This is a genomic window from Gracilibacillus sp. YIM 98692, assembly GCF_010993965.1.
GTDB lineage: Bacteria > Bacillota > Bacilli > Bacillales > Amphibacillaceae > Gracilibacillus.
In genome coordinates this window covers 24,166-48,916 of the sequence record NZ_WIXM01000021.1, presented here as the reverse complement: position 1 = coordinate 48,916, position 24,751 = coordinate 24,166, and the positions used below count along the sequence as shown (strand labels likewise).

Genomic DNA, 24,751 nt, shown 5'->3' with positions numbered 1-24,751 from the left:
ATCATTTTAAAAAATGCAGGAAGAGATGGGCAAAGCAAAACTAATCTCTATTAAATAAATCCCTTGTATATACTTTATCCTTAACATCTGTTATCTCATCTGTTAAACGATTAGCGACAATAACATTAGATATTTCCTTAAACTCTTCAAGACTATACACCACTCGAGAATTATAAAAACTCTCTTCTTTTAATGTTGGTTCATAGATTACTATTTTAATACCTTCTGCTTTGATTCTCTTCATGACTCCTTGAACAGCCGATTCTCTAAAGTTATCTGAATTAGTTTTCATTGTCAGGCGATAAATCCCAACTACTTTTGGTTCCCCAGCAATTATACTATCAGCTACATGATCTTTTCTCGTATTGTTCGCTTCCACAATAGCACCCACGATATTGTTCGGTACATCCTTATAATTAGCCAATAGTTGCTTAGTATCCTTTGGTAAACAATAGCCTCCATAACCAAATGAAGGGTTGTTATAGTGATTACCAATTCGAGGATCTAACCCAACACCTTCAATGATTTGCTTGGTATTCAGCCCTCGCACTTCTGCATATGTATCTAATTCATTGAAGAAAGCAACACGCATGGCTAAATATGTATTGGCAAATAGTTTAATAGCTTCTGCTTCTGCGGAATCTGTAAATAATACATCGATATCCTCTTTCAAAGCACCTTCCACTAAAAGGTTTGCAAACACCTCTGCACGTTCTGACCTTTCCCCTACTACAATTCGAGATGGGTATAAGTTATCATATAAAGCATGTCCTTCACGTAAAAATTCCGGTGAAAAGATAATATTGTTCGTATGATAATTTTCTCGGAGTTCTGATGTGAAACCTACTGGAACAGTGGATTTAATGATCATGATAGCACTGGAATTGAACTCTAAGACACTCTCTATTACTTCCTCCACGGTGCTCGTATCAAAATAATTTAAATCAGGATCATAATTGGTCGGAGTAGAAACAATAACATACTCTGCATCTCTTAATGCTTCCTCCATATCATTAGTCGCCTGGAGATTTAATGTCTTTTCAGTGAAATATTTTTCCATTTCACTATCCACAATAGGAGATTTTCTTTGATTGACACAACGAACCTTATCCTCAGAGATATCATAAGCTATAACCTCATGATGTTGTGACAATAAAACAGCATTAGATAAACCAACATAACCTGTACCAGCAACAGTTATCTTCAAGGGCCATCCCTCCACCGAACATTTATTAAATCTCTATTCTAAGATTAACCTATACTTCACTTATTAACTATACCTTAAGTTAGATATTTACATAAAATTTATAATTTGTTAAAAAGCAACATCAATTATAACGGTGCCATCCACCAAACCAAAAGCACCCATCCCTCCCCCCTCATTCAATAAATACCGGGAAGCAACAGTAGTCCGTACCCCTTACCATCAATCACTAACATCCAAATCCGATTCCCATTACATTGTCCCTTCTTAAATAATGAGCAACCTTTCATTCCTCATCATGAACATAAGCTCGTTCTAGAACCCCCCTCGAAATTTGTCGACCTAATGCGTGGTACACCACGTGTTAACTGCATTTCTTTTCTATGATAATGAAGTCAAAAGTCTAAAGGAGTAAGCTTTTGGCTCAAAAACGTACTATAGAAGGTATTATTTTAGGTTCATGTATTCGGGAAATTCGTGAACAATTAAAAGAAAAAGATTCTCAATGGACACAAGAATTTGTTGCTAAACAAATTGGAATGGATGAAAAACACTATGGAAAGTTAGAGCGAGGTTATTATCCTAAGCCTCAATTTCAAACCATAGCGAAATTAATGGATATACTAGATGCTTCCATAGATGAGTTTTGGAGAAATTATAAAGAAGAATTAAAGCGACAAAATATATCTTACGACTGTCCTAAAGAGAAATAATAAATATACAATGGATGTGTATGAATTGATAAGCTCCTATCAAATCACCCATCAAACGTTAGCCATATTACCAGCCTATGAGATGGAATTTCAGGCAAAAGTCATCGAATTTGATCAAGAAATACTTATTCAACAAACACCATTAGACATTATTAAACAAAACTGCAAAGATGGCGGGTCTACCTATGAAGGTCGTAAGCAGGCGGTATATCACCATTTGAACTTTAAACAAAAAACACCGATCCCCATCCATCCTATTCATTATATATATGCCTTCCCCACTAAGTCACCTACGGATCATGATTGTGTTTGGTTATTCTTTTACAATATTAAAAAAGTAACACCTGCATCACCAGAATCAAACGAACATGCACAAACTATGATTCTATTCCATAGTGGCCAACAACTAGCTTTAACAGAATCCCCGTACACCATCCAAAAACAATACGACAGAACCGGTATGTGTACTGTTGTATTTGGTTCCATGCACTAGCCGAAGCCTTGTCGATAAGTTTAATATATGGCATTATACGTTGTCTTGCTCAACACTTCACATAAGAAACCAAAAAGAACCCGCCTTCCCTTCATTCGACAAAATGCGGGAAGTGACAGGCACCCGAAACTAATTTTCCAGCCTCTATAGACAAAGAACTCAAAGTGGATTGTAAGCGATTTGACGTATGTTCGAGTTCAACAGAAATGGCATTATATCTGCGTTTTAGTAGATTTATATAACCGTGAAATCATTGCCTACAGCGCTGGACCTCATATGCTGAGTTAGTTAAAGGTGCCTTTGCATCCGTTAAATACAATCTTCATCGTCTTGAATTATTCCACACAGATAGAGGGAGTGAATTTAAGAACCAGCTTATTGACCATGCATTAGAAACCTTTGGCATCGAGCGTTCATTGAGTGAAAAAGGAACCCGTATGACAATGCTGTAGCTAAACGATTAAAACAGAATTCGTTCGTGGTACGGTTTTCACTAACCAACACGAACTTGACCTTGAACTTTTTATGTACACTAACATTTCATAAATTTATCTAGTTGTTGATAGTCTCCAATGAATTCATCAGTATAAATCTTATCCATATCAAAAATCTCTAATATTTCTTTTGCTTTTTTTATTTGATCTTTATTGATATTCTTTTTCCAACTCTGAATATTCGTAATTGAACTATCTTTTCTTACTGTATCTGAGGGAGTTGATAGGATTGAATATACTTTTTGATCATATTTTTTATCAATATATTTAAATAATCTACCCATTTCCTCTTCAGGATTTACAGCTAAATTTTCATAGAAAACCACATGAAACTCTTTATTTAAAGTCATTTGTTTTAAAGGTATATAATTTTCTATGCACCACATCATTACATGTTTTTCAAAAATACTACCATTTTCAAGCGTACCTTCTATATAGGCTTTAAATTCATTTAAGAAATCTTTCATTACTTCCTCTTGTTTTAAGAGATCATCTAGATGATCTCTCCAATTAAGCTTAATCCTTGAATTTGTCACTGCACAAGGATGTCTCATCAAAAATACAATTGGAATCTCTGGAAATTTCCTACTGATATACTTTAAAAATAGATTACCTCTTATAACTTTTATCAACCTTTTATCACTTACAATTCTCTTATTTAGTCCATCAATCCACTTATTTTTTATACTACCTGTAAGGACACTTTCCATCCGTTTTAATAATACATCATCATTTGTATTCTCTCTAATATACTTATGGAATCCAAAATCCTTAAATTCTGCTACTTTATCAGGATGAAATGGCTCAAACATATATCTGTATTCATTATCATAATTAATAATATTTGACACCCAAGTTGTCCCACTTCGCCCCGAACCAGCAAGTAAAACTGAGTTTCTATAATTATTATTTTTATCTATAGTAAAAGTTCGATAAAACTGTCTATTTATTCTAGTACTCACATTTTTTAGTACCTTATTCATTATTAACACCCCTTATAATATAACTAACTATTAAAATTGCTTTTTAATAATACGTCTTTACAGTACTGTCGTTTCTCATTTTCATCACTAGAAATTTTTATAATTTACCTATAATTAAAAATTATTTAGTTCTCAATATTTGTTCATAATTCTCCTCAAATCTCCAAGCATCCCTACACATTGTGGCTATATCTCTTTTAGCTTGCCATCCTAATTCCTTTTTAGCTTTTGAAGCATCAGCATAACATGAAGCAATATCTCCAGGTCTGCGCTCTACTATTTCATAAGGAACTTTAACACCATTAGATTCTTCAAACGCTTTTACTAATTCTAGTACGCTAGTGCCTTGACCGGTTCCTAGGTTATAAACATGGGCTCCTTTTTTGAGTTTATCTAATGCAGCGACATGACCCTCAGCAAGATCGACTACATGAATATAATCTCTTACTCCTGTACCATCTATCGTCGGATAGTCGTTACCAAAGACCCTGAGTTTCTCTAACTTTCCTTTGGCCACCTGAGTAACATAAGGCATAAGGTTATTGGGAGTACCATTAGGTGCTTCACCAATTAAGCCACTCTCATGAGCACCTACTGGATTAAAATAACGAAGTAGAGAGACTGAAAAACATGGGTTTGCTTTTGCAATATCATTTAGAATTCGTTCACTCATGGCTTTCGTTTCACCATAAGGATTGGTAGTTGGTAATAGATCCATTGTCTCAATAAATGGTACTACGTTATCCCCATAAACTGTTGCTGATGAGCTAAAGACGAATTTTTCCACACCATACTTAAGACACGCTTTAGCAAGTATCATTGTACTAACGAGGTTATTATAATAATAAGCTTGGGGTTTCTCTACTGATTCACCCACCGCTTTAAGGCCAGCAAAATGAATAACACCACCTATTTTATGTTTAGAAAAGATGGTGTTTACTGCAGCTTCATCTGTAACATCAGCCTGATAGAACATAATTTCCTTTTTGGTTATTTGCTTTACTTTATCAATATTTTCAGGTTTACTATTTATGAAATTATCCACCATCACTACTTTGTATCCTGCCTCTAACAAAGCTACACATGTATGGGAGCCAATATATCCTGCACCACCAGTTACTAGTATTTCCATAAAATCATCCCCTAGATAAAATCCATTTTATATTTTCCTAACTATCTTTCTTAATATCTTTCTAAAAGGTTTTATTAATAATTCCTTTTCAAAACTATTCATTGCTAAAAACCATGCTATAACAAAGTAAATAATCATAAACAGGGTTATTTTAACACCTAGATTAGAAATATCTGGATAGAAATTAATCTTTTCTATGAAAAAGCCAATAAAAAATACAATTAACAAGGGAAGGGTTATATTTAGAATTTCTTTCCAAAACTTAACTACATCAATTTTTACTTTTTTAAAATAATATATATTCATTATTATTGCATTACCCACAAAATATGAAATCCCAGATGCTATAGCAGCCCCTATTCCTCCAAGAGCAATTGCTAAAGGTACTGTCATTACAATGTTTATAATTGCAATCACCAGAAATACTTTTGCCCTATACGCATACAAGTTTTTCGCTTTTAATATTATTAACCCCATATTCTGAATGAGGTCTATGGTAAAAGGGATCATAATAATTAAGGTTATATAGTATGAGGTATAAAATTCTTCTCCTACCCATAGATTAATAAATTGTTTCCCAAATAATATAAACCCCATTAGTACACATAATAATAAGAGGTACTGCAACCTTCCAATTTTTATAAATAAATTTGTTAACTCATTATCAGATGCATTTCTTTCTACCCTTTTAGTAACATTTGGTAGAAAAATTCCCGACATGGCAGTTGATAAATTAGTATAATTTAATACAATCTGCGAGGCTATAGCATAGATTGCAACTGAGGAAGTTCCAGCAACAATACCTAATATTATCTGGTCGGACCGCCAAAAAATTTGATCAGTAATAGCAGTAATAAATATAAAAAACGAAAACCCAAACATTTCTTTTAAAAGCGGTATATCTAAATAGTGCAATTTAACTTTAATCTTTATTTTTGAAAAACTGTAAAACACCATAATGATTATTATTAATAAGTTAAAAAAAGTTTGAGTCAATACTACATTGAATGCATTAGCTTCGAAGGAAAGTATCGCTATTATTGCAACAGGAGTCACTATACTTTTTACTAAAATTAATGTCCTCATAAATATAAACTTTTCATGTGAATTAATAATTGCTCTAAAGAATTGAGATCCAATAGATAGCCCTATGTTAATAATAACGATTATAAATATTTTTTTTGCAGATATTAACTCGCTAGGTGTTAAAGAATTTTTAAATATTGAATCTAAATACTGATAAATTATTATACTGATAATTATTGAAATTAATGTGATAGAGAAATATAAAACAGCGGCAATACCTAGTATATTCTCTTTATTCTTTTCGTTATCTTTAGCAATATATTTTGAATAATATCTAGTAATAGTACTAGATAATCCAAAATCAATTATTGCCATATAGGCAATAATTGAACCCATAAGTTGGTATAAACCATATTCATCTTGTCCCAAATAATGCAGTAAGATTGGTACAAATAATAATCCAATTATGAACTTTATTCCTACTTCAATGTATGATAATATAACACCCGCTTTTATTTGATTGACTTTCAAAGTACTTAGCCCCTATTCATCTGGTAAATTTATCGGATTATTTTCATAAATTAATACTTTAAAAAATAACCTGATTAAAACTTTACTAAACAACAAAAAGTCTTCTTATTTTTGATGTTAATTATTTAAATCTTTTCATTTTTTTCTTTGTGTATGCTAGTAACATCACAATACCCACCACCCTATATTTAATAAAAATATTTAGTATTTTACCTTGTAAATTACGCGGTTTAAAATTATCATAATATTGATTTCCATTAAGGATGTTCATTATTTTTTTGATTCTATTTTTTATTTCATGATGTTCTAGTTCAAAATTAAAATAATACCATATACATTCCAGCAAATTTTGAATAAATTTATTTTCAATTACTATTAAATTTTGACCTTCATAGCTTTCATTTCTTAAAAGAAATTCTTTCAATTTTTCATATATAAATATTTCATTGTATTCAATATTGTCCTGAAATTTTGAAGTTATAGATTGACTATCTTTTCCATATTGAACATAGTTATACCCTATATTTTTAGATAAATATATTCTTGAACAGCAATCAATATAATCAAGGTTAAATAGCAAATCTTCCCCTCTTCTTATCTCTTCTTTAAATTCAATACCATGTTTATCAATTATTGATTTCAAATATAACTTATTCCAAATTGCATTTATTAGTAGTTCATTATAAAGTAACCCTAATTTTAATAGCAATCTATCTTTATCTACCATTCCTTTAAGAATTGACTCGGGTGATTTTTTTGAAGTAACACTTCCATTAGAATTATCAATATTTTTATAGCCACCTATAACTAAATCACATTTATTTATTTCTATATCCCTAACAAAAGACTCAACCATATTTCTTTCAATATAATCATCAGAATCAACAAACTGAATATATGTTCCTGCAGCTTTTTTCATACCTAAATTGCGTGCTGCAGATACACCCTTATTTTCTTGATAGTGCACCTCTATATTACTGTATTGTTCCGCATATTTATTACATATTTTACGGGAGTTGTCTGTTGATCCATCGTCAACTAATATTATTTGAATATTCTTGTATGTTTGATTTAAAACACTTTCTAAAGTTCTTTCAATATATAACTTAGCATTATATACTGGAATTATTATAGTTACCATTTAACCACCTTATTATTCCATCCTTTTTGTATTTATCAATCTACAAAATGAATTAAGTTCATCTTTTAATATAAAAAATTTAAATTAGAAAAAATTAGAATATGATAGTAAATTCCTGCGCAAGCAAAAAGAAATAACACGTAAAACAATAGAACCCTTAATTTATTTGGAAAATACTTCACTCCAAATAAAAGAGGTAAACTAAAAGCCATAAAAATAAATGATGTATATCTAAAAATAATGTTTATATACATTCCAAAAGTAGCACCAATTATAAAAAAGGAAACTATTTGGAGCATATTCATATATTTATATAACCCATAATTATTCTTTTTAATTTTATTAGATGTTAAGAATGTAAAAATCACAAAAATGATAATAATACCAAGTCTATATATAAGTATATCCCTACTCCAACTTAGGCTCCCTTTAGCCTCAATAGTATAATCAATAATCTTTCCAATTAATATTCCAACTATTTTATAATCAGGTAATAAATATAAGACATTTAAGATTTCATTTAGAAATAATGGCCAAAACAAAACGAATATTGATAATATAAATACTCTCTTTTTTGTTTTTAAAAATATAAGTAATATTCTTAAGAAGATTAAGAGAATAGCTGCTGAATGAATAGAGATTGAGATGAAATAAAAAATATAAGTTATATAATTCTTTTTACCCTGAACAGTATCTCTATATAGAGCAAGTATAAAAACTAAAAAACATAAAGCATTTCGAATTGCAGCTGAAATTTCCAAAAAGGGAATTATGCTAATAGTAAAGAAAGAGATAAATATTAGCAACTTAGTACCAACATTATTTTTATTAGCAAAGTTAAATATAATATAGAATAGTATGAAATAACCTATGAAAGCACTTATTGCAGGTAAAAGATGATTGTTATGAAAAAGAGAAATTATATAAAAATAATAATTAGTAACAAAAAAATCAGTGTACCCTGAAATACTCTGTACAAAATCTAAACCTCTCGTTCTCATCTGATCTAATGTAGTAAAATAGGAAAATAAATCGTCAGTAATCCTTGGTTTAATGCTATAAGCTACAATACTTATAACTAAACATAAAAAGGGAAGTATTTTAAGATAGTGTTTTCTAAATTTAAATAGCATTAGTAATATTATAGGTAGGGTAATTATCGGGATTAATAGAAAAATAACATGATTAATATTAATCATTCATACTTCTCCTGCTCGTTATATTTATCTAAATAAAATTTTTGAAGTTTCTGTGCTTCTTCTTTAATGCTAAAACCACATTTAATAATCCTTTCATAATAATCCTTCCTATAATTAATATGATTGGGCTCATACATTTGACATATTTTTTTTGCCCAATCAATCGGCCTCTCCTTTAAACTAAGAAAATTAATTAAATTTGTTAACTTTATACCCCCATCTATACTATCTGATATAAAACATTGTAATCCAGACGTTTGAGCTTCTATAAGTACTAAAGGATAGCCTTCATATAAAGAAGGAAATATTAATCCATCCATCAAACTCATTAATTCATTAACATCATTTCTTAAACCAAGAAATATTACTTTATCACTTAAGTTCATTTCATTTACCTTATTTATTATTCTATCCTTTAACTTCCCATCACCTATTAACATTAGTACAGAGTGATCTTTAATATTAGTTATTTCCTTAAAGGTATCTATAATGAATTCATGATTTTTAACTTCTAAAAATGTTCCAACATGACCTATAATAAATTTATTTTCTAATTGATACTTTTCCCTCAGTTTCTTTCTATTGTTCATTTCAAATTTAAATTTTTCCGTATCGATTGCGTTACGCATTAAATAATATTCTTCACTTTTTAGAATGTTATCATTAAAAATATGATTTACCATTTTTTCACTACATGAGAAATAATCAGTGGCTAAATAGGAAATAGTAGGCTTTGCATAAAATTGATTATAAATTTTTAAATATTTTAAATGGTTTTTGTTAATTCCATGAGAATGAGCTATTACAACCGGAATATTATATTTCTTAGCTTTCTTTAAAAAGCTTAAATTTAAAACTCCTTGATGAATATGAATTATTTTATAATCATTATGATAATTTTTAAAGAAGTTCTCTATCTCTTGAATATTTTTTACAAGATTATTTTTTCGAGGTGTTATTCTGTGAATTTTACCGCCTAACCTAATTACTTCATCATCATAGAAGGATTCTTTTTGTGATACTAAAAAATCAAACTGTATCTTATCTCTATCTAGATTTCTGTAATAATTCATAATCATAGTAGCCATTCCGCCAGAATTTAGTCCTCCAAGAACATGTAAAATTCTTACCATTTCAATTTTTTCCCCTTATAATAAGTTTATAAATAGATGAAATAACAAATAAAAACAATACAAAAAGAATATTTTTGTCAATATTTTTAGATATCTGTCTTAATGATCTGCCCTTCTTTTTACCTCTATAAATATAAGCTGAAACAATTTTTATTTTTCTGCCCCTTGGAAGATCATTATATTTTAATATTTCTTTTAAAAAAAATGTATAACCTTCAAAATTATCAATATAAAGCTTATCAATATTACGTGTTAAACCATCTTCTAGATAATCACATATATATATTATCTGGTTAAACCATCTTAATTTATAGCCTTTATTGGCTATTCTATACCAGACTAATGACTCAGTAATAAACTTTTCATTTTCAATCTCAGGGAATTTAAATTTTTTCAACAAGCTTGTCTTAAAAATCTCTGCTTTATCACCTAAAATGTTATGTTTTGATCTTTCTAAAGAGGTTGCATCTAGATGTTCTCCGTTAAACGTCTTCCCTACCATTTTATGTTTCGTGTAACCTTTTAATCCAGCAACTCCTGCAAAATCATTTTTATTCTTTACTGAATCATACCACTTAATTATTATATCTATTGCATCGTCAACTAATAAATCGTCAGAATCTACAATAAAAAAAAGTTCACCTTGTGAAAGTTCTAACCCTTTATTAATTGCCCTATGCTTACCACCATTTTTAGTTTCTTCATATTTAATAGGAAATCCATTGGAGATATCAGACCATTGACGAAGTAACATCTCAGTGTTATCAGTAGACCCATCATCAATTACTATCCACTCAAAAGATTTATTGGATTGTGCTTTTAATGAGTCATATAGTTTCATAATCTTATTTTCTCTATTATAAGTTGGCGTAAATACCGTTATTTTATACTTGAACTCATCTGAACCCATAAATACTCCTTTGATTCTAATATAAAAATATTAAAATAATCACAATTAAATTTTTTCACTTAAATTCATATAAAATTCCTCAAGATCTTTAGAGATATTCTTAGTATCAAAACCTGATGCTTGTATTATATCTTTCATATAGTCTCTTTTATAATTCTTTTTGCTTAATACCATATCTGACCATTTACTTGTAGAGTCATTAAGATCTAGAAAATTAACTAGATTGGTAATTTTCACCTCATTACTTACTGTCCTTGAAACCATACAAGGTAAACCAGATGTTTGTGCCTCGATTAGTGTTAAAGGTAATCCTTCATATAGTGATGGATGTATTAGAGCGTCCATAGCTTGCATTAAATCATTAACATCATTTCGATTTCCTAAAAATTTGACTTTTTCTTCTATATTTAATTTACTAATTTTATTCTGTAACATTTTTTTTCTATTACCTGTTCCAATTAAAATTAGCACTGCATTTTTATCTTTTTTTTGTATATCATTAAAAACATCAATCAAAAACGTATGATTTTTTGTTTTGGTAAATTTACCTACACTCCCTATTACAAACTTCCCTTCTAAATTTAATAATTTTCTAGTTTTATTCCTTATGTCTCTATTAAATAAAAATTTATCAACATCAATCCCATTTTTTATTATCTTAGAATTATCTAAACCCGTATATTTACTACCAAACAACCATACTAGTGCCTGTTTTGAACAAGCAAACCTATGAGTACAATGTTTATTAATAGACTGTTTTGAAGCTAATTTATATAATGATTTAACATTTTTAGGTACTCTTGTAGTATGACTATGAGCTATACGAAAGGGCAATCCAGCTTTTTTTGCGGCTTTTAATGGTAATGTACTTAATGAATCAATATGTGAATGTACAATCTTATACTCAGTATGGACATTAAAAAAATGCTTAAGATCCTTTTTGAAATTGAAATATGTTCTAGGATGAATAGGTGCAATCCTATATAGCTTGCCACCTAATTGTTGAATTTCCAAGTCATAATTACCAGGTTCTTCCTTATAAACTAAGAAATCAAACTGAATCTTGCTCCTATCAATATTACGATAAACATTCATAATAAATGTTTCAGCACCTGCACGGTTCATTTGTCCAAAAACTTGTAATACCCTTATAGGCTTCATTGATATCATACTCCCGTATTATTAATTCGTCCGCAACATTTTTTTATATATAAATTCTCTCAATATATTAGGAATAAAGGCCACGAAAATATTTACGCTACTTGCAAATAAATAGTCTGATAGTGAACAAAAACCAGATCTATACATATTTTTTCTAAAGTGTAACGCTGTAATCAACCTTTCTTTATTACCGCGCCTTTGATACATGTCCTTACCAACCCTTACAAAGACCAAACTATCATCTGTGTTACTACATTTTGATTCTAACATTAACATCCTGATCCATAAATCATAATCCTCATATCCCATTCCAGAAACTTTTCTGTAATTTCCTGCTTTTAAGACTGCTTCCTTTTTATACATAACTGTTACATGATTAAACGGATTTCTTTTTTTTGCATATTTATTTATTTCATCAGAAGATAAAGGTACCTTTCTTTTAGCAAGCTTATTGGAAACATGTCCCTCAAATTCAATTATATGGCTTCCTAACAAATCTAGTTCTATATCTGATTTAAAAAACTTAACTTGTTTTTCAAACCTATCTTCTCTAGCAACATCATCTGAGTCCATCCTTGCAATAAGATCATAACTACAATTTTCTACACCAATCGCCAAGGCCTTGCCTAACCCTACATTTTCTTCTAATTCTATTACTTTATACAATTGTAGATTCATTAAAGAGAACTTTTCTAGAACATCTTCTAAATCTTGTGTAAGTGGCCCATCTTTTACAATTACTATTTCATTTGGTAACACTGTCTGGTTCAATATACTAGTTAAACACTCATCCAAATACTCAGGTTCCTCTTTATAGTAAACAGACATTAATAAACTAAATAACATTTTTCACCCTACTCTCTTAATCATATTTAATTTTAACATTTCATTAAAAAACTAATTTTATGTGATTAATTAACATCTCAAAAAGTCTTTCATTAATTCTATTTGAAACGTATGAATTATGTGGTGTTAATAATACTCTCTTAAAATCCCATAGTGGACTACCTTCACTCAGAGGTTCCTCTTCAAAAACATCAAGAGCTACACCACTAAACTTATCTGCACGTAGAGCCTCAATTAGGGCCATTTCATCTATCACTCTACCTCGGGAAACATTAATAAGAACACTATTAGCTCTCATATTTTCAATCCTATCAGCATCAATTAGCTGTCTTGTTTCATCTGTAAGTGGTAGAGTCAAGATTACAATATCACTCTTTTTAAGAACATCATCTATTTGATCTATTAAGTAAAATTCATCAACATATAGAGATTCCTTTTTACTCCTACCAACGCCGACTATGTTTACATCGAATGCCTTAAGTCTTTTAGCAACCTCAGATCCAACATCACCAAATCCAATAATGGCTGCAGTTTTATTTGTTAACTCAAATAAAACCCGTTGTTTTTCCCATTTATGTTCACACTGAGCCTCATAAAACTTCCTACTCTTTTTATAGATTTCTAAAATTTTAAGTACAACCCATTCTGCCATTGGAACACTATACACTCCCTTGGCATTAAAAAGTTTAATACCTTGGTCCTTAATATAGTCGAGTGGTACCCTATCTAGACCTGCACTTGTGAGTTGTATGAATTTCAAGTTCTTAAACTTTTTGATGTCATTATATAGAAATAGACCGTTACAAACTACAGCGTCAATATCTGAAACATCAACTTCCAGAGGAACCCTCTCATCCTGAATAGACAGAATTTTATATCCAAGTGACTTTAATCTATCTATCTGCTCTTCACTATATTTAAATGCCTCAGTAAGTATTAGTTTCATATTTAACATTCCTTTTTTTATCAACTATTTCGTTATAGTGTATACAATTTCCATCACTTTTTCCTTAACAACTTCTATATTTCTTTCAAAGAAACATTTTTCTTTGTTTAACAAACTATTTTCATATTCTCTTATTTCATTTAGACCAAGTTTGAAAAACTCTTTTATTTGGTTCAAATCATTACTCTTATTAGTATTACAAAAGCTTCTAGATAAGATTACCATATTAGAACCTAAACGATAATGTTCCGCAATAATCTTCTCGGCTGGAAGAGCCCCTTGTCCTAGTTGTGCTATTCCTCCAAAACCAAACTGAATTCCTTTTCCGGCTATTTTTTTACAGAGCATTTCAACTGTTCCATTTGCTAGTAGTTCAAACATGAACTTCATATTATAACTAAGATGTAGATCATTTAATCCGATATGAATATAATCAATACCTTTAATTGTTAAAATAGAATCTATATTTTCTACCGCCTCAGAAGTCTCGCATAACAGACAGACCTTGGCCCTACCATTTACATAATTAACAAATAGCTCAACTTCTTCCTTAGTTTTAAAAAATGGGAGCATTACAATATCGGCTCCATCTTTAATTACTCTATCGATCTCATTTTTCGATCCTTGATATATTGGATTTACTCGTACAAGTAATTCAGAATTGGTTAGTACCTGCTTGATTTTTTTCACATCATGTATACTGTGTCTAGATATGACTGTATCCAAATGGCCTTGTCGTGCATCTTTCCCATTAATCTCAAGATCAATAAAGATCCAATCCACTCCACTATTTTCCGCTAACCTAGCGATTTTTTCTTGATTTGTAATGAACATCAACTTTAAAGCCATTTAAGAATTCCTTCTTTCTTCAATGGTTTCTGCTAATTCAGACTCATGATCTTTACCTGCAACCTTCTTACCAGTTTCACTCACATTGACGTTATCCTTCATTGCCAGAACTTTTAATATTGTTTTGAAGAATATCTTTAAATCGAACACGAATGAAAGGTTCTCAACATACGCAACATCATACTCAATCCTTTTATCCCATTGAACTTCCTTCCGCCCGTTTACCTGTGCCCATCCTGTTACACCCGGTCTTACATTGAATCTCTTTTTTTGCTCTTCAGTATATTCGTCAAGTGGCCAAGGGTGGTAAGTTAGGGTTGGTCTTGGCCCTATTATTGACATATCGCCTTTTATGATATTTATAAACTGAGGAAACTCATCAATGCTGGTCTTCCTAATAAATTTTCCAACCTTTGTAACTCTAACATCACCTTTAGTTTCATACACACCACTTTTTTCTGCCCCGACGCACATTGAACGAAATTTATATATCTTGAACACTTTTCCATATAATCCGAAGCGTTCTTGCTGAAAAATTATTGGACCCTTAGACTCCAATTTGATAGCAATAGCTACTATTAACAAAATAGGTGAAACTATTGCTAAGCCAATTAAAGATAAAACAATATCCAATAGCCTCTTAATCTTTTTATAAATCATAATAAGTTCAGACTCCTCTTTTCTTATTTATTTCCACAGAGTGGCATTTATTTTATATGAATTTTAGTAAATTAGGATTTAATTGGAATAATTAAATCTATTACTCCAACCAACTTCTAAACCACTAAAATATAATCCAATTTAGATAGTCAACTCGTATTATCTATTCAATCTACCAAAAAATACGAAATAGATATTCAACTTTTTAACACCCTCAACCGAGTTTCTTACTGTTATATATACCATTCAATCGATTAATCTCACTAAAACCGCATCAAACCCTTTTCCCACAAGTTTCTAGCGTTCAATCTAACTACGATACTCAGTTCCTCATTTCCAGTTAATCAAAAAAGCTTACACACACTAATTAAAGTTAAAATGATAAATTTTTTGTGAACTTTCTAAGTGAAATAATTATGACCTATCATTCTGAAAAGAGAACCTGTTGTTACATTCCTATACATATACCGTTCTCTTCTGTATTCACAAAAACGGCACACTACCTGAATTATCATTATCCTTTTCACTATGCTCACTACAGATCACTTCATCATCTTCATAGGTGAATCCTTTACTAGGACATAAAGGGTCTTTGTTGTATACGTGAGAAAATTGAATAAAATTCTCCTTTGAAACTTGTACAGATTCTAAAGCAACATATTCTTGATACAATCTTTTTAATTGCTTTCGATTAGCTTCACAAACCTCATGTTTTGATGATTCAATTACTGTTCCAAAACTTCATTTTTTATACTTCTCCATCAACATTTAATGTAAATAAAAGAGCTACCAACCAAATCCAGAAAGTAGCTTCTTCTATTTTAATTTCATTTCCTCTTATTAACAGCGCATGGCACCCCCACCTCACGCCACACAACCGAAAACCAGTATCTAAGGTGCCCCACACCCATTGCATGACTGAGTGCCTCCATTGATAAAGGTAAAGGAGACAATACCTATCAAAATTCGATCAAACACCCAAAATCTAGTACTATTGTTTCATATCTACTAACCACTTACAATATGGATTGTCACATTTTTACATAAATAAAATAATAGTACTTTTAAAATTGATGTTTCTCTTTTTACCCTTCCACCATCTTCATCTCTTTCTCTGCATAAACAATCGCCATCAAATGCTCTTTTAACTCTTCCTTCGTACTCTCATGAAAACTATTGATTAAACCCAGTAAACCTTTCTCATCTACCTCTACTGTTCTACCAACATAAATCTTGTCATAAATCGCATCTGGATGAACTTCATCATCGCCAAGCAATTCTTCAAACATCTTTTCGCCAGGTCTTATGCCAGAAAATTTAATCGGAATCTCTTCCTCTATATAGCCTGATAGTTTTATGAGATTTTTCGCTAAGTCCACTATTTTCACAGGCTCACCCATATCAAGGACAAAGATCTCGCCGCCTTTAGCAAGCGTTCCTGCTTGCACAACTAGCCTAGATGCTTCTGGTATGGTCATAAAATACCTTGTCATTTCTGGGTGTGTCACAGTAACTGGGCCGCCTTTTTCAATTTGTTTCTTAAATAATGGAATCACACTGCCACGACTTCCGAGTACATTTCCAAATCGTACGGCAACAAATTTGGTTTTACTTGTTTTAGCTAAGTCTTGCACCACCATTTCTGCCACACGTTTGGTTGCACCCATCACATTTGTAGGGTTGACGGCTTTATCAGTAGAGACTAAAACAAAGGTATGAGTGCCAAATGCATCTGCCGCTTCTGCTACATTTTTCGTGCCAAGCACATTATTTTTCACTGCTTCATGTGGGTTAACTTCCATTAGTGGCACATGCTTATGTGCTGCTGCGTGGTAAATCATTCTTGGTTGGTGTTCTTGTACTACTTCAAAAATACGTTCACGATCTTGTACATCCGCTATAATTGGAATAATTTCTATTTCTTGATCTTTGTATTTATTTCGCAATTCCATATCAATCGAATAAATACTAAATTCTCCATGCCCAACTAGTAATATGCGCTTTGGAGTGAATCGCATTAACTGCCTGCAAATCTCGGAACCAATCGACCCACCTGCTCCGGTTACCATTACTGTATTATCTGTAACGTATTCGGAAATTGAATTAATATCTAACTCAACTGGATCACGGCCTAATACATCTTCCACATCCACATTTTTTAATGCACTAACGGAAACCTTACCTGACACAATATCCTCAATTTTAGGCACCATCTGTACTTTTGCACTTGTTTGATTACAAACAGATACGATCTCGGTTAATGCACCATTCGATAAGGACGGTATGGCAATAACGATATGTTCAATATTTAAGTCCTTCACTAACTGTGGAATATCTTTGGTATTTCCTTCGACCGGAATATTATATAGTTGCATTTTGTGCTTGTTTAGATCATCATCAGCAAACGCAATTGGGCTAAGGTCTGTATTTTGTTGCTCATTTTTCAGCTGGCGAGCAATTAATGCTCCTGCTGCCCCAGCCCCAACAATAAGTGTTCTTTTTTTATTCGTTTTTTCATTAATATAACGATCTCGGAAAATGCGCCATACGAATCGTGAACCACCGATCAAGATAATGTGTAGCAACCATGTTACCAATAAGGCTCTTCGATGTATCACAAAGCCATTTATGATTAGCTGTACCACACCTGTTGCTGCAATAGAAAGCGTGATTGCTTGGACAATGGCTACTAATTCCCCTACACTGGCATACGCCCATACCTTATTATACAGCTTATACACCGCCGCAAAGATATGATGAAAAACGAGCAATGCCAAGGAGCTGTAAATAATGGTTTGCATATCACTTATCGATGTCGGATACACAATCCATGAGGCAACGAATATCGCAGTGCTGACGATCACTGAATCTAATAGAACCAATAACAGTATTCGTGCTCGATAATTCATGGGATCCAACCCTTTCGTTTTCCTAGTTTGTTCTTTATTGTCTTACCTGCTCCGTTAATAAATCCTTCAACATTTCACGTACGTCGTCACCAATCTCTTCGTTTTTTAGTGCAAATTCAATCGTCGTCTTCACAAAACCAAGTTTTTCCCCTACATCATAACGTTTCCCTGCAAAGTCATAGGCGAAAACACTTTGTGTTTCATTTAACTGTTGAATCGCATCAGTCAGTTGGATTTCTCCACCTGCACCAATTTCTTTTTTATCTAAGTATTTAAAGATTTTTGGTGATAATACATAACGTCCCATAATCGCTAAGTTAGAAGGCGCTGTTCCTTTTTCCGGCTTTTCTACAAAGTTACGAACGGCATAACGATTACCGTCTTGTCCTGCTGGATCGACAATCCCATAACGATGAGTTTCTTCTTCATTCACTTGCTGCACCCCGATAATTGAACCACCTGTATTTTCATACTGATCGATTAACTGCTTTAAGCATGGATTGTCTGATTGTACAATGTCATCCCCTAATAATACGGCAAATGGTTCATCGCCAATAAACTTACGTGCACACCATACGGCATGACCTAAACCTTGAGGTTCTTTCTGACGTATGTAATGAATATCCACTTTTGCAGGCTGTTTCGCTTTTTCCAGTAATTCATATTTCCCTTTTTTCAAAAGGTTATCTTCTAACTCAAAGTTATTATCGAAGTGATCTTCGATCGCGCGTTTCCCTTTACCTGTTACGATGATAATATCTTCAATACCGGATGCGATTGCTTCCTCGACAATGTACTGAATCGTTGGCTTATCAACGATTGGCAGCATTTCCTTCGGCATGGCTTTGGTTGCCGGTAGGAATCTCGTACCGAGGCCTGCTGCAGGGATAATCGCTTTTCTTACTTTTTTCATATTTCGTCGCCTCCATTTATTGGTTCTGGTTATAAAGACTCACGATTATAGGTTTATGGCTTCGTCCTACTATTCATTCCTGTTTTATGAAAAGATGCCTAAGATTTTTCTTTTTTTGATTGGCATCGGTTCTTCTCCTACAATCTTTTCTCCATCTAATAAGAGTTGTGCATTATCGATCATCCACTCCGACATCGCTTCTCCCATTTCCTGGCGAATGGTTCGATGTGCTTCTTGCATCATAAATCCTCGATTAGTTACATTATGTGCATCAGATGCGACAAAATGGGTTAAGTTAGCGTTGATCAATTGGTGCGTGAATTTTTTCACTTTTTTACCAAACTGACCTGTAACGCTTGCTGCGGTTACTTGGGTTAACGTCCCCTCTAGCACGATGTCATATAATAAATCAGGATTTTCGATGATTTCCTTATTGCGTTCTGGATGGACAATGATTGGTTTTACTCCAGCTAATTTTAAGTCATGCAATAATCGTTTGGTGTATCTGGGAACATGATTGGATGGCAGCTCCACAAATAAATAACCACTCGTTTCATTTAACGGGAGTAGGTGCCCGTTTTCTAAATCTGTCGTCATTTCGCCATTTATTCGTGTCTCTTGACCAGGGAGTATAGTAATCGGGAGGTTTTCCTCATGCAAACGTTGGTTTAGTGCTTTCACATTTTCGATTATATCTATTTTATAATTTTCATATCTGCCATTTAAATGATGAGGGGTTGCAACAATCGTGGTAATCCCTTGTGAAACAGCAAATTTCGCCATTTGCACACTGCCTTCCATATGTTTGGCCCCATCATCGACATTCGGTAATATATGACAATGGATGTCTATCAATCTCATCCCACCTATCAAACTAATTAACTATCATTTTTAACATGCTTGTTTTTTCTAGTATAACAGGTTTTGTCGAAAAATAAATGGCTATACACTCCCAATTTTTCACACATTTTACACATTTATAATGTAATTTTACCCAATTAATATAACGTTGGACCTATAACAACCCTAATATTTTCCTTTTGCGGATGCGGATGGGTTCCTCCCCAACAACTGGTTGATCTAACAGCATGGCTTGCGAATTGCTTTGCATCGCTTGTTCCATATTTCGATCAAACTGCTTGCGGAGCTTTTCCATCATTTGTTGAAATTTATACTCTTTTGGATTACTTGCTTCTGAACCTATAAAATGTACTAAATGGTGCTCAATTAATTGAGTGGTACATTTTTGAATTTTCTTGCCATGCTTTCCAATTAGACTGCGTCCATCTATTTCTACTAACGCCCCATTTTTGACCCATTCATATAAGAGGTTAGGATCTTCTACAATTGGTTGATGGCGTTCTGGGTGTGTGATAATTGGTTTGATTCCTTTTAGCTGAAGGTCATAGATAAGTTTTTTCATATTGGGTGGGATAGAATGCTCTACTAAGCCGATATAGGCATAGCTTGTGGTTTTATTAAGGAAAAGAAAAGATTTTTCCTCGATGACTTGCATCCAGTCCCCTTCTATCCTAATGGTTTGTCCGACGATGATATCTAAATCGATTGCTTCTTGTTTTAGTCTTTCTTCTAGTTGCTGCGTTTTTGTGATGATATCATCTGCAGTGTTCGTCGTGTGTGACGGGGCAACCACCACTTGCTTGACACCTTGCTTTGTCATTTGACGCACCAATTGCACACTATCCTCCAAATGTCTGACCCCTCGATCTTGATCAGGTAGTATATGGCATCTAACATCTATCATAAGTCCCAACTCCATTTTCTTTTTTCCCTTACAACCATGCCTATTGTACCGTCTTGTCTTAGATTAACACATTTTCCCTGTCTTTTGATTAGAAGTTTTGTCGAATTAGGTTTATCTTTTATGAATTTTTTCTGCGTTTATGTGTATCTATTTAGGACAAAGGTCTTTGGATCGCTCTTTTGTTCTTGGTACCTTTATCATATGTGTTATTATAAACACTTATGCGTTACAACTACGTTACACAGGATCAAAATAAGTAATTTTGTATTTGATACGTATTTGAATCTCTTGCGACGCCGATGGAATATACTCGCTTTCCGCGGGCGAACCACGAGCCTCCTCACTCGTCCCTCGTTGCGGGGTCTCTTAGGCCCGCTTTCCCGCAGGAGTCTCGCATATTCCATCAGCTGTGTCAGTATTAACCTACCTTTTACTCTATCTCTTTAAACACAAAAAGCTACCATATAGATATGGTAGCTTTTTGTTGGTTAATTATTGCTATAGTAATAGTATTGTCCTTTTTTCTGTTCGCGGTCGTTTAGGACGACGCCTAGTAGTTTTGCTTTGGCTGGTTCTAGTAGTTCTTTTGTTTTTTCTGCTGCTTCGTACTCGGTTTGTTTGCTGCGTACTACTAAGATCGTGCCATCACAAGCGTTCGCTAAGATTTGGGCATCTGTTACCGCTAGTACTGGCGGTGTATCAAAGATGACTAAATCATAGTTGTTATAAGCATCTTCTAATAGCTTATTCATCGATTTCGCACCCAGCAGTTCTGAAGGATTTGGCGGTATTGGTCCACAAGGAAGTAAATCCAAGTTTTCGACGTCACTTTCCGTTACAGACTGCTCTAAACTTGCTTCATTCACTAATACACTGCTTAACCCTCTTAAATTATCGATACGAAACGTATAGTGTAATGTAGGTTTACGCATATCAGCATCGATCAATAACACTTTTTTGCCTTGCTGCGCAAACACAATCGCTAAATTGGCGGTAATAAATGACTTCCCTTCTGCCGGTCCTGATGAGGTGACAAGCATAGAGCGTAAATCTCCATCAACATTGGAAAATTGGATATTGGTTCGAATCGTTTTATATTGCTCCGTAACAGGTGATTTTGGGCTAAGCTTTGTAATTAAATGTCGGACGGTTTGCTTAACTTGTTTTCTTTTGCGTACCATGAACCGCTCTCCTTTCCCTTACAGTGCGCGCGTTCGTTTTCGCCACATCTTCATCGGTAATATGGGATACCACCCCAAGGACTGGCAGCTGCAAGCGTTCTTCAATGTCTTGCTCATTTTTATACGTATTGTCTAGATATTCTAATAAGAAAGCTAGACCAACTCCGACCATTGCCCCTAATACAATCGCAATCGCGATGTTTAGTACTGGCTTTGGACTTACTGGTGTTGGATTTGCTGCTAATTCCGCTGGTGTAAGGATACTGACATTGTTGACATTCATCAGTACTGGTAAATCTTCTCGGAATGTTTCCACTGTCGTGTTGGCAATGTCTACCGCTAAAGCTGGATTATAATCTTCTACCGTTAAGGTTACGACTTGTGAGCCATCCGAGCTGGAAACTGTCATCTTTTCTCCTAATGCTCCTGCTGTTAGGTTTAAGTTCAGCTCATCCACGACTTGTTCCAAAATTCGGTTACTTTTGATGATGTCATTATAGGTATTGATGATTTCTACGTTTGTTCTGATTTGGTTGTAATCGAATTGATTGCCTTCATTGGTATCTTGATTGACTATAAATTGGGTGCTAGATTGATAGCTTGGAGTTAGGACAAAAAAGCTGACAACCGCACTGATGCCCGCTGCTCCAACTATTAATAATATGATTAACAGTATACGTTTTTTAATAATATCAAATATCTCTTTTAACGATATCGTCTCTTCCATGTATTTTCGTCCCCTCCGCAAGATGTACTCGAACGATCTATTTTAATTTTCGACGGTTTTTTAGGCATGGTTCTACATATGAGAACAAAATGATCCCATTATGCAGACTATAAACCGCATTATAACATACCTAGGCAGATAGTGGGATCATTTTTTTGTGTTTTTTTATTAAATATGCTTAACGAAATGATTCCCAAAAATAAGTGCTAAGAAATCGCTCCGGCAGAATACTACGCTTTCACCCAAGGGCACAAGTGCAACATCTACTCAAGCAAAGATCGCTTTCGTAGTGTTTTCTATGCCGTCGGGCTCGGCTTCAGCTAACTTGGTAAAGAAAAGCCCTTTACCAAGTGGATCTTCAGCTCTCGCTATCCCACAGGAGTCTCCGTATTCTGCCTGCGCTAGTTGTGGTGATTTAATTATCGAGAGAATGATGCCTATAGAATTAATGCTTAATGGCATATATCTAACTTAAACAGAACACGACACTAAGCAGCGGAAAAATGCGAGACTCCTGTGGGAAAGGAACAGTCTGAAGACCCCGCAACGAGCGGTTTTTGCTCGTGAGGAGGCTGAAGCGTTCCCCACGGAAAGGGAGTGTTTTTCCGCTGCACTGGACTAGCATTCATCTAAGAAAGAAGGAAAGAAAGTCACGTCGTTTATGGATTTTCTGATTTTACGTGAAAACGGAGACAGATCATCATTTTTACGTGATGATTGTCTCCGTTTAGGTTATGAGATAAAAAACCATTCGTTTCTTAGTGCTGTTAGAACGGCATTGGTTCTATCGGGAACGTTTAGTTTCCTTAATATAGAACTGATGTGGTTTTTGACGGTTTTTTCTGTGATGTAGAGATGTTGGCCAATTCGTTCGTTGCTGTAGCCTTGTGTGAGTAATTCCATGACTTCCCATTCACGGTTGGTGAGGACTCCTACTGGTCGTTTTTCCTGAGGATTGCTAGATGCTCGATAATATCCTAGTAACACTGGGGTGAGTTCATGATGGACATAACTTCTGCCAGTCATAATTTTCTGAATGGCACGAATCAGTTCATCCTGTTCCATCCCATTGTAGAAGTAACCATGCAGATTCATTTTAAACAAATCGTCTAAGTTTTCATGTTCCATGTTCTGTGTCCAAATAATTACTTTTTTGTTCTGTGTTGCATAACGGTTCACGATTGGCATCATATTTTCACTGTTGTCGATATCAATAATCAGTATGTCGATGATGTATTGGTTTAATTTATCGTGTTCGTTCGGTTCTATTGTGATGATTTCATATCTCGGAAATCCTTTTGTCAGTACGCCAATCAGGCCTTCCCTGTAAATAGAAGCTTCTTTCATAATGGCTATTCGCATATGAAATAGTACCTCCCCTTTTTGAATTGAATGATTTATTATGAATAAAAGGCTATTTCTAAGTCATCAAAAGTCCATAGAAATAGCCTTTTATTAGTTTCTAATAGGTAGTCAGGCTGTCCTAGATTGTTCCATCCTTAGACCCTCAACTTTGCGTCCTATTCTTTCAAATAGTTTGCCATTTTCTATTTCTAAAATGATGCACTATGTAATTTTGCCTTACTAACTATGATACCGAGTCTGTAACACTTCCGCAACACAATTCGGAAACTCCCGATATTTTGGTTCTTAAGTTATGATTTTTGATCGAATTTTGGCGATTATTAAGGTATTTTGTATGATTATTTATAGGTAATATGATCTATTAGAACATGTTCGCCGGTTCTCATGATAAGGATTTCATAGTTTTCGGATAGGTTTAAAGTAGTTTGTTGTTCGGTTATATAGTCTTGCGTCCGGGATTCTGTTCTATG

At 33.3% G+C, this 24,751-nt stretch carries 23 protein-coding genes, 1 pseudogene and 1 riboswitch; of the genes and pseudogenes, 3 read left to right on the top strand and 21 right to left on the bottom strand.

Translation table 11 applies throughout. The features are described 5' to 3' along the window. Positions 1 to 40 precede the first annotated feature (40 nt). Positions 41 to 1,207, bottom strand: coding sequence for a nucleotide sugar dehydrogenase (locus tag GHD00_RS15140; RefSeq protein WP_163539000.1), 1,167 nt, complete (start codon positions 1,205 to 1,207; stop codon positions 41 to 43). Between the two features lie 416 nt (positions 1,208 to 1,623). Here GHD00_RS15140 and GHD00_RS15135 point away from each other — a divergent pair, with 416 nt between their 5' ends. The 3 genes and pseudogenes from GHD00_RS15135 to GHD00_RS15125 form a co-directional block, all read left to right on the top strand. Beyond that, positions 1,624 to 1,917 (top strand): helix-turn-helix domain-containing protein, encoded by a 294-nt coding sequence (locus tag GHD00_RS15135; protein WP_163538999.1) that lies wholly within the window; start codon positions 1,624 to 1,626, stop codon positions 1,915 to 1,917. 25 nt (positions 1,918 to 1,942) lie between these two features. Further along, positions 1,943 to 2,410, top strand: coding sequence for a competence protein ComK (locus GHD00_RS15130; protein WP_163538998.1), 468 nt, complete (start codon positions 1,943 to 1,945; stop codon positions 2,408 to 2,410). Between the two features lie 168 nt (positions 2,411 to 2,578). Further along, a pseudogene (locus GHD00_RS15125) lies at positions 2,579 to 2,947 on the top strand (DDE-type integrase/transposase/recombinase); the annotation flags it as partial. On the opposite strand, the gene GHD00_RS15120 reads toward GHD00_RS15125, so the two are convergent. From GHD00_RS15120 to GHD00_RS15025, 20 genes are all read right to left on the bottom strand, one after another. Continuing rightward, entirely contained in the window at positions 2,943 to 3,887 is a 945-nt protein-coding gene (locus GHD00_RS15120; RefSeq protein WP_163538997.1) for a sulfotransferase, read from the bottom strand. The pseudogene GHD00_RS15125 and the gene GHD00_RS15120 sit on opposite strands and share 5 nt — an antisense overlap. Before the next feature lie 121 nt (positions 3,888 to 4,008). After that, positions 4,009 to 5,019: a UDP-glucose 4-epimerase GalE gene (gene galE / locus GHD00_RS15115; protein WP_163538996.1), complete on the bottom strand. Its 1,011-nt coding sequence runs from the start codon at positions 5,017 to 5,019 to the stop codon at positions 4,009 to 4,011. 27 nt (positions 5,020 to 5,046) lie between these two features. Beyond that, positions 5,047 to 6,576: an oligosaccharide flippase family protein gene (locus tag GHD00_RS15110; RefSeq protein WP_163538995.1), complete on the bottom strand. Its 1,530-nt coding sequence runs from the start codon at positions 6,574 to 6,576 to the stop codon at positions 5,047 to 5,049. Between the two features lie 121 nt (positions 6,577 to 6,697). Next, positions 6,698 to 7,717, bottom strand: coding sequence for a glycosyltransferase family 2 protein (locus tag GHD00_RS15105; RefSeq protein WP_163538994.1), 1,020 nt, complete (start codon positions 7,715 to 7,717; stop codon positions 6,698 to 6,700). Positions 7,718 to 7,782: 65 nt separating this feature from the next. After that, on the bottom strand, positions 7,783 to 8,916 hold the full coding sequence (locus GHD00_RS15100; protein WP_163538993.1) for an EpsG family protein: 1,134 nt from the start codon (positions 8,914 to 8,916) through the stop codon (positions 7,783 to 7,785). Continuing rightward, a complete protein-coding gene (locus GHD00_RS15095) occupies positions 8,913 to 10,049 on the bottom strand; it encodes a glycosyltransferase (protein ID WP_163538992.1) in 1,137 nt (378 codons plus the stop codon). The genes GHD00_RS15100 and GHD00_RS15095 overlap by 4 nt, the downstream gene beginning before the upstream one ends. A 1-nt stretch (position 10,050) precedes the next feature. Continuing rightward, entirely contained in the window at positions 10,051 to 10,959 is a 909-nt protein-coding gene (locus GHD00_RS15090) for a glycosyltransferase family 2 protein (RefSeq protein ID WP_163538991.1), read from the bottom strand. A gap of 45 nt (positions 10,960 to 11,004) precedes the next feature. After that, entirely contained in the window at positions 11,005 to 12,120 is a 1,116-nt protein-coding gene (locus GHD00_RS15085) for a glycosyltransferase family 1 protein (RefSeq protein ID WP_163538990.1), read from the bottom strand. A gap of 21 nt (positions 12,121 to 12,141) precedes the next feature. Then, positions 12,142 to 12,966, bottom strand: coding sequence for a glycosyltransferase (locus GHD00_RS15080; protein ID WP_163538989.1), 825 nt, complete (start codon positions 12,964 to 12,966; stop codon positions 12,142 to 12,144). Between the two features lie 43 nt (positions 12,967 to 13,009). Then, entirely contained in the window at positions 13,010 to 13,912 is a 903-nt protein-coding gene (locus GHD00_RS15075; RefSeq protein WP_163538988.1) for an NAD(P)-dependent oxidoreductase, read from the bottom strand. Positions 13,913 to 13,936: 24 nt separating this feature from the next. After that, entirely contained in the window at positions 13,937 to 14,761 is an 825-nt protein-coding gene (locus GHD00_RS15070) for an aldolase/citrate lyase family protein (protein ID WP_163538987.1), read from the bottom strand. Then, positions 14,762 to 15,421 (bottom strand): sugar transferase, encoded by a 660-nt coding sequence (locus GHD00_RS15065; protein ID WP_163538986.1) that lies wholly within the window; start codon positions 15,419 to 15,421, stop codon positions 14,762 to 14,764. Positions 15,422 to 16,169: 748 nt separating this feature from the next. Then, positions 16,170 to 16,337, bottom strand: coding sequence for a hypothetical protein (locus tag GHD00_RS15060; RefSeq protein ID WP_163538985.1), 168 nt, complete (start codon positions 16,335 to 16,337; stop codon positions 16,170 to 16,172). 169 nt (positions 16,338 to 16,506) lie between these two features. Next, positions 16,507 to 18,330, bottom strand: coding sequence for a polysaccharide biosynthesis protein (locus GHD00_RS15055; protein WP_163538984.1), 1,824 nt, complete (start codon positions 18,328 to 18,330; stop codon positions 16,507 to 16,509). A gap of 34 nt (positions 18,331 to 18,364) precedes the next feature. Further along, complete coding sequence (galU, locus tag GHD00_RS15050; protein WP_163538983.1) at positions 18,365 to 19,243, bottom strand: UTP--glucose-1-phosphate uridylyltransferase GalU; 879 nt, start codon at positions 19,241 to 19,243, stop codon at positions 18,365 to 18,367. Between the two features lie 84 nt (positions 19,244 to 19,327). After that, on the bottom strand, positions 19,328 to 20,098 hold the full coding sequence (locus GHD00_RS15045) for a tyrosine-protein phosphatase (RefSeq protein WP_205600777.1): 771 nt from the start codon (positions 20,096 to 20,098) through the stop codon (positions 19,328 to 19,330). 160 nt (positions 20,099 to 20,258) lie between these two features. After that, a complete protein-coding gene (locus GHD00_RS15040) occupies positions 20,259 to 21,008 on the bottom strand; it encodes a tyrosine-protein phosphatase (RefSeq protein WP_163538981.1) in 750 nt (249 codons plus the stop codon). A 488-nt stretch (positions 21,009 to 21,496) separates the two neighbouring features. Continuing rightward, entirely contained in the window at positions 21,497 to 22,189 is a 693-nt protein-coding gene (locus GHD00_RS15035) for a CpsD/CapB family tyrosine-protein kinase (protein WP_163538980.1), read from the bottom strand. Next, positions 22,164 to 22,916, bottom strand: a complete 753-nt coding sequence (locus GHD00_RS15030) for a YveK family protein (RefSeq protein WP_163538979.1) — start codon at positions 22,914 to 22,916, stop codon at positions 22,164 to 22,166. Before GHD00_RS15030 ends, GHD00_RS15035 begins: the two co-directional genes overlap by 26 nt. Positions 22,917 to 23,648: 732 nt before the next feature. Beyond that, positions 23,649 to 24,278, bottom strand: a complete 630-nt coding sequence (locus GHD00_RS15025; protein ID WP_163538978.1) for a response regulator transcription factor — start codon at positions 24,276 to 24,278, stop codon at positions 23,649 to 23,651. A 103-nt stretch (positions 24,279 to 24,381) separates the two neighbouring features. Then, positions 24,382 to 24,468: riboswitch (cyclic di-GMP riboswitch) on the bottom strand. Positions 24,469 to 24,751: the final 283 nt, after the last annotated feature.

Excerpts from the sequence above, each read along its gene's own strand:
- GHD00_RS15120 (WP_163538997.1), bottom strand. The coding sequence starts at position 3,887 with ATGAATAAGGTACTAAAAAATGTGAGTACTAGAATAAATAGACAGTTT.
- galE (WP_163538996.1), bottom strand. The coding sequence starts at position 5,019 with ATGGAAATACTAGTAACTGGTGGTGCAGGATATATTGGCTCCCATACA.
- GHD00_RS15105 (WP_163538994.1), bottom strand. The coding sequence starts at position 7,717 with ATGGTAACTATAATAATTCCAGTATATAATGCTAAGTTATATATTGAA.
- GHD00_RS15100 (WP_163538993.1), bottom strand. The coding sequence starts at position 8,916 with ATGATTAATATTAATCATGTTATTTTTCTATTAATCCCGATAATTACC.
- GHD00_RS15095 (WP_163538992.1), bottom strand. The coding sequence starts at position 10,049 with ATGGTAAGAATTTTACATGTTCTTGGAGGACTAAATTCTGGCGGAATG.
- GHD00_RS15090 (WP_163538991.1), bottom strand. The coding sequence starts at position 10,959 with ATGGGTTCAGATGAGTTCAAGTATAAAATAACGGTATTTACGCCAACT.
- GHD00_RS15085 (WP_163538990.1), bottom strand. The coding sequence starts at position 12,120 with ATGAAGCCTATAAGGGTATTACAAGTTTTTGGACAAATGAACCGTGCA.
- GHD00_RS15080 (WP_163538989.1), bottom strand. The coding sequence starts at position 12,966 with ATGTTATTTAGTTTATTAATGTCTGTTTACTATAAAGAGGAACCTGAG.
- GHD00_RS15075 (WP_163538988.1), bottom strand. The coding sequence starts at position 13,912 with ATGAAACTAATACTTACTGAGGCATTTAAATATAGTGAAGAGCAGATA.
- GHD00_RS15070 (WP_163538987.1), bottom strand. The coding sequence starts at position 14,761 with ATGGCTTTAAAGTTGATGTTCATTACAAATCAAGAAAAAATCGCTAGG.
- GHD00_RS15065 (WP_163538986.1), bottom strand. The coding sequence starts at position 15,421 with ATGATTTATAAAAAGATTAAGAGGCTATTGGATATTGTTTTATCTTTA.
- GHD00_RS15060 (WP_163538985.1), bottom strand. The coding sequence starts at position 16,337 with ATGCAATGGGTGTGGGGCACCTTAGATACTGGTTTTCGGTTGTGTGGC.
- GHD00_RS15055 (WP_163538984.1), bottom strand. The coding sequence starts at position 18,330 with ATGAATTATCGAGCACGAATACTGTTATTGGTTCTATTAGATTCAGTG.
- galU (WP_163538983.1), bottom strand. The coding sequence starts at position 19,243 with ATGAAAAAAGTAAGAAAAGCGATTATCCCTGCAGCAGGCCTCGGTACG.
- GHD00_RS15040 (WP_163538981.1), bottom strand. The coding sequence starts at position 21,008 with ATGATAGATGTTAGATGCCATATACTACCTGATCAAGATCGAGGGGTC.
- GHD00_RS15035 (WP_163538980.1), bottom strand. The coding sequence starts at position 22,189 with ATGGTACGCAAAAGAAAACAAGTTAAGCAAACCGTCCGACATTTAATT.
- GHD00_RS15030 (WP_163538979.1), bottom strand. The coding sequence starts at position 22,916 with ATGGAAGAGACGATATCGTTAAAAGAGATATTTGATATTATTAAAAAA.
- GHD00_RS15025 (WP_163538978.1), bottom strand. The coding sequence starts at position 24,278 with ATGCGAATAGCCATTATGAAAGAAGCTTCTATTTACAGGGAAGGCCTG.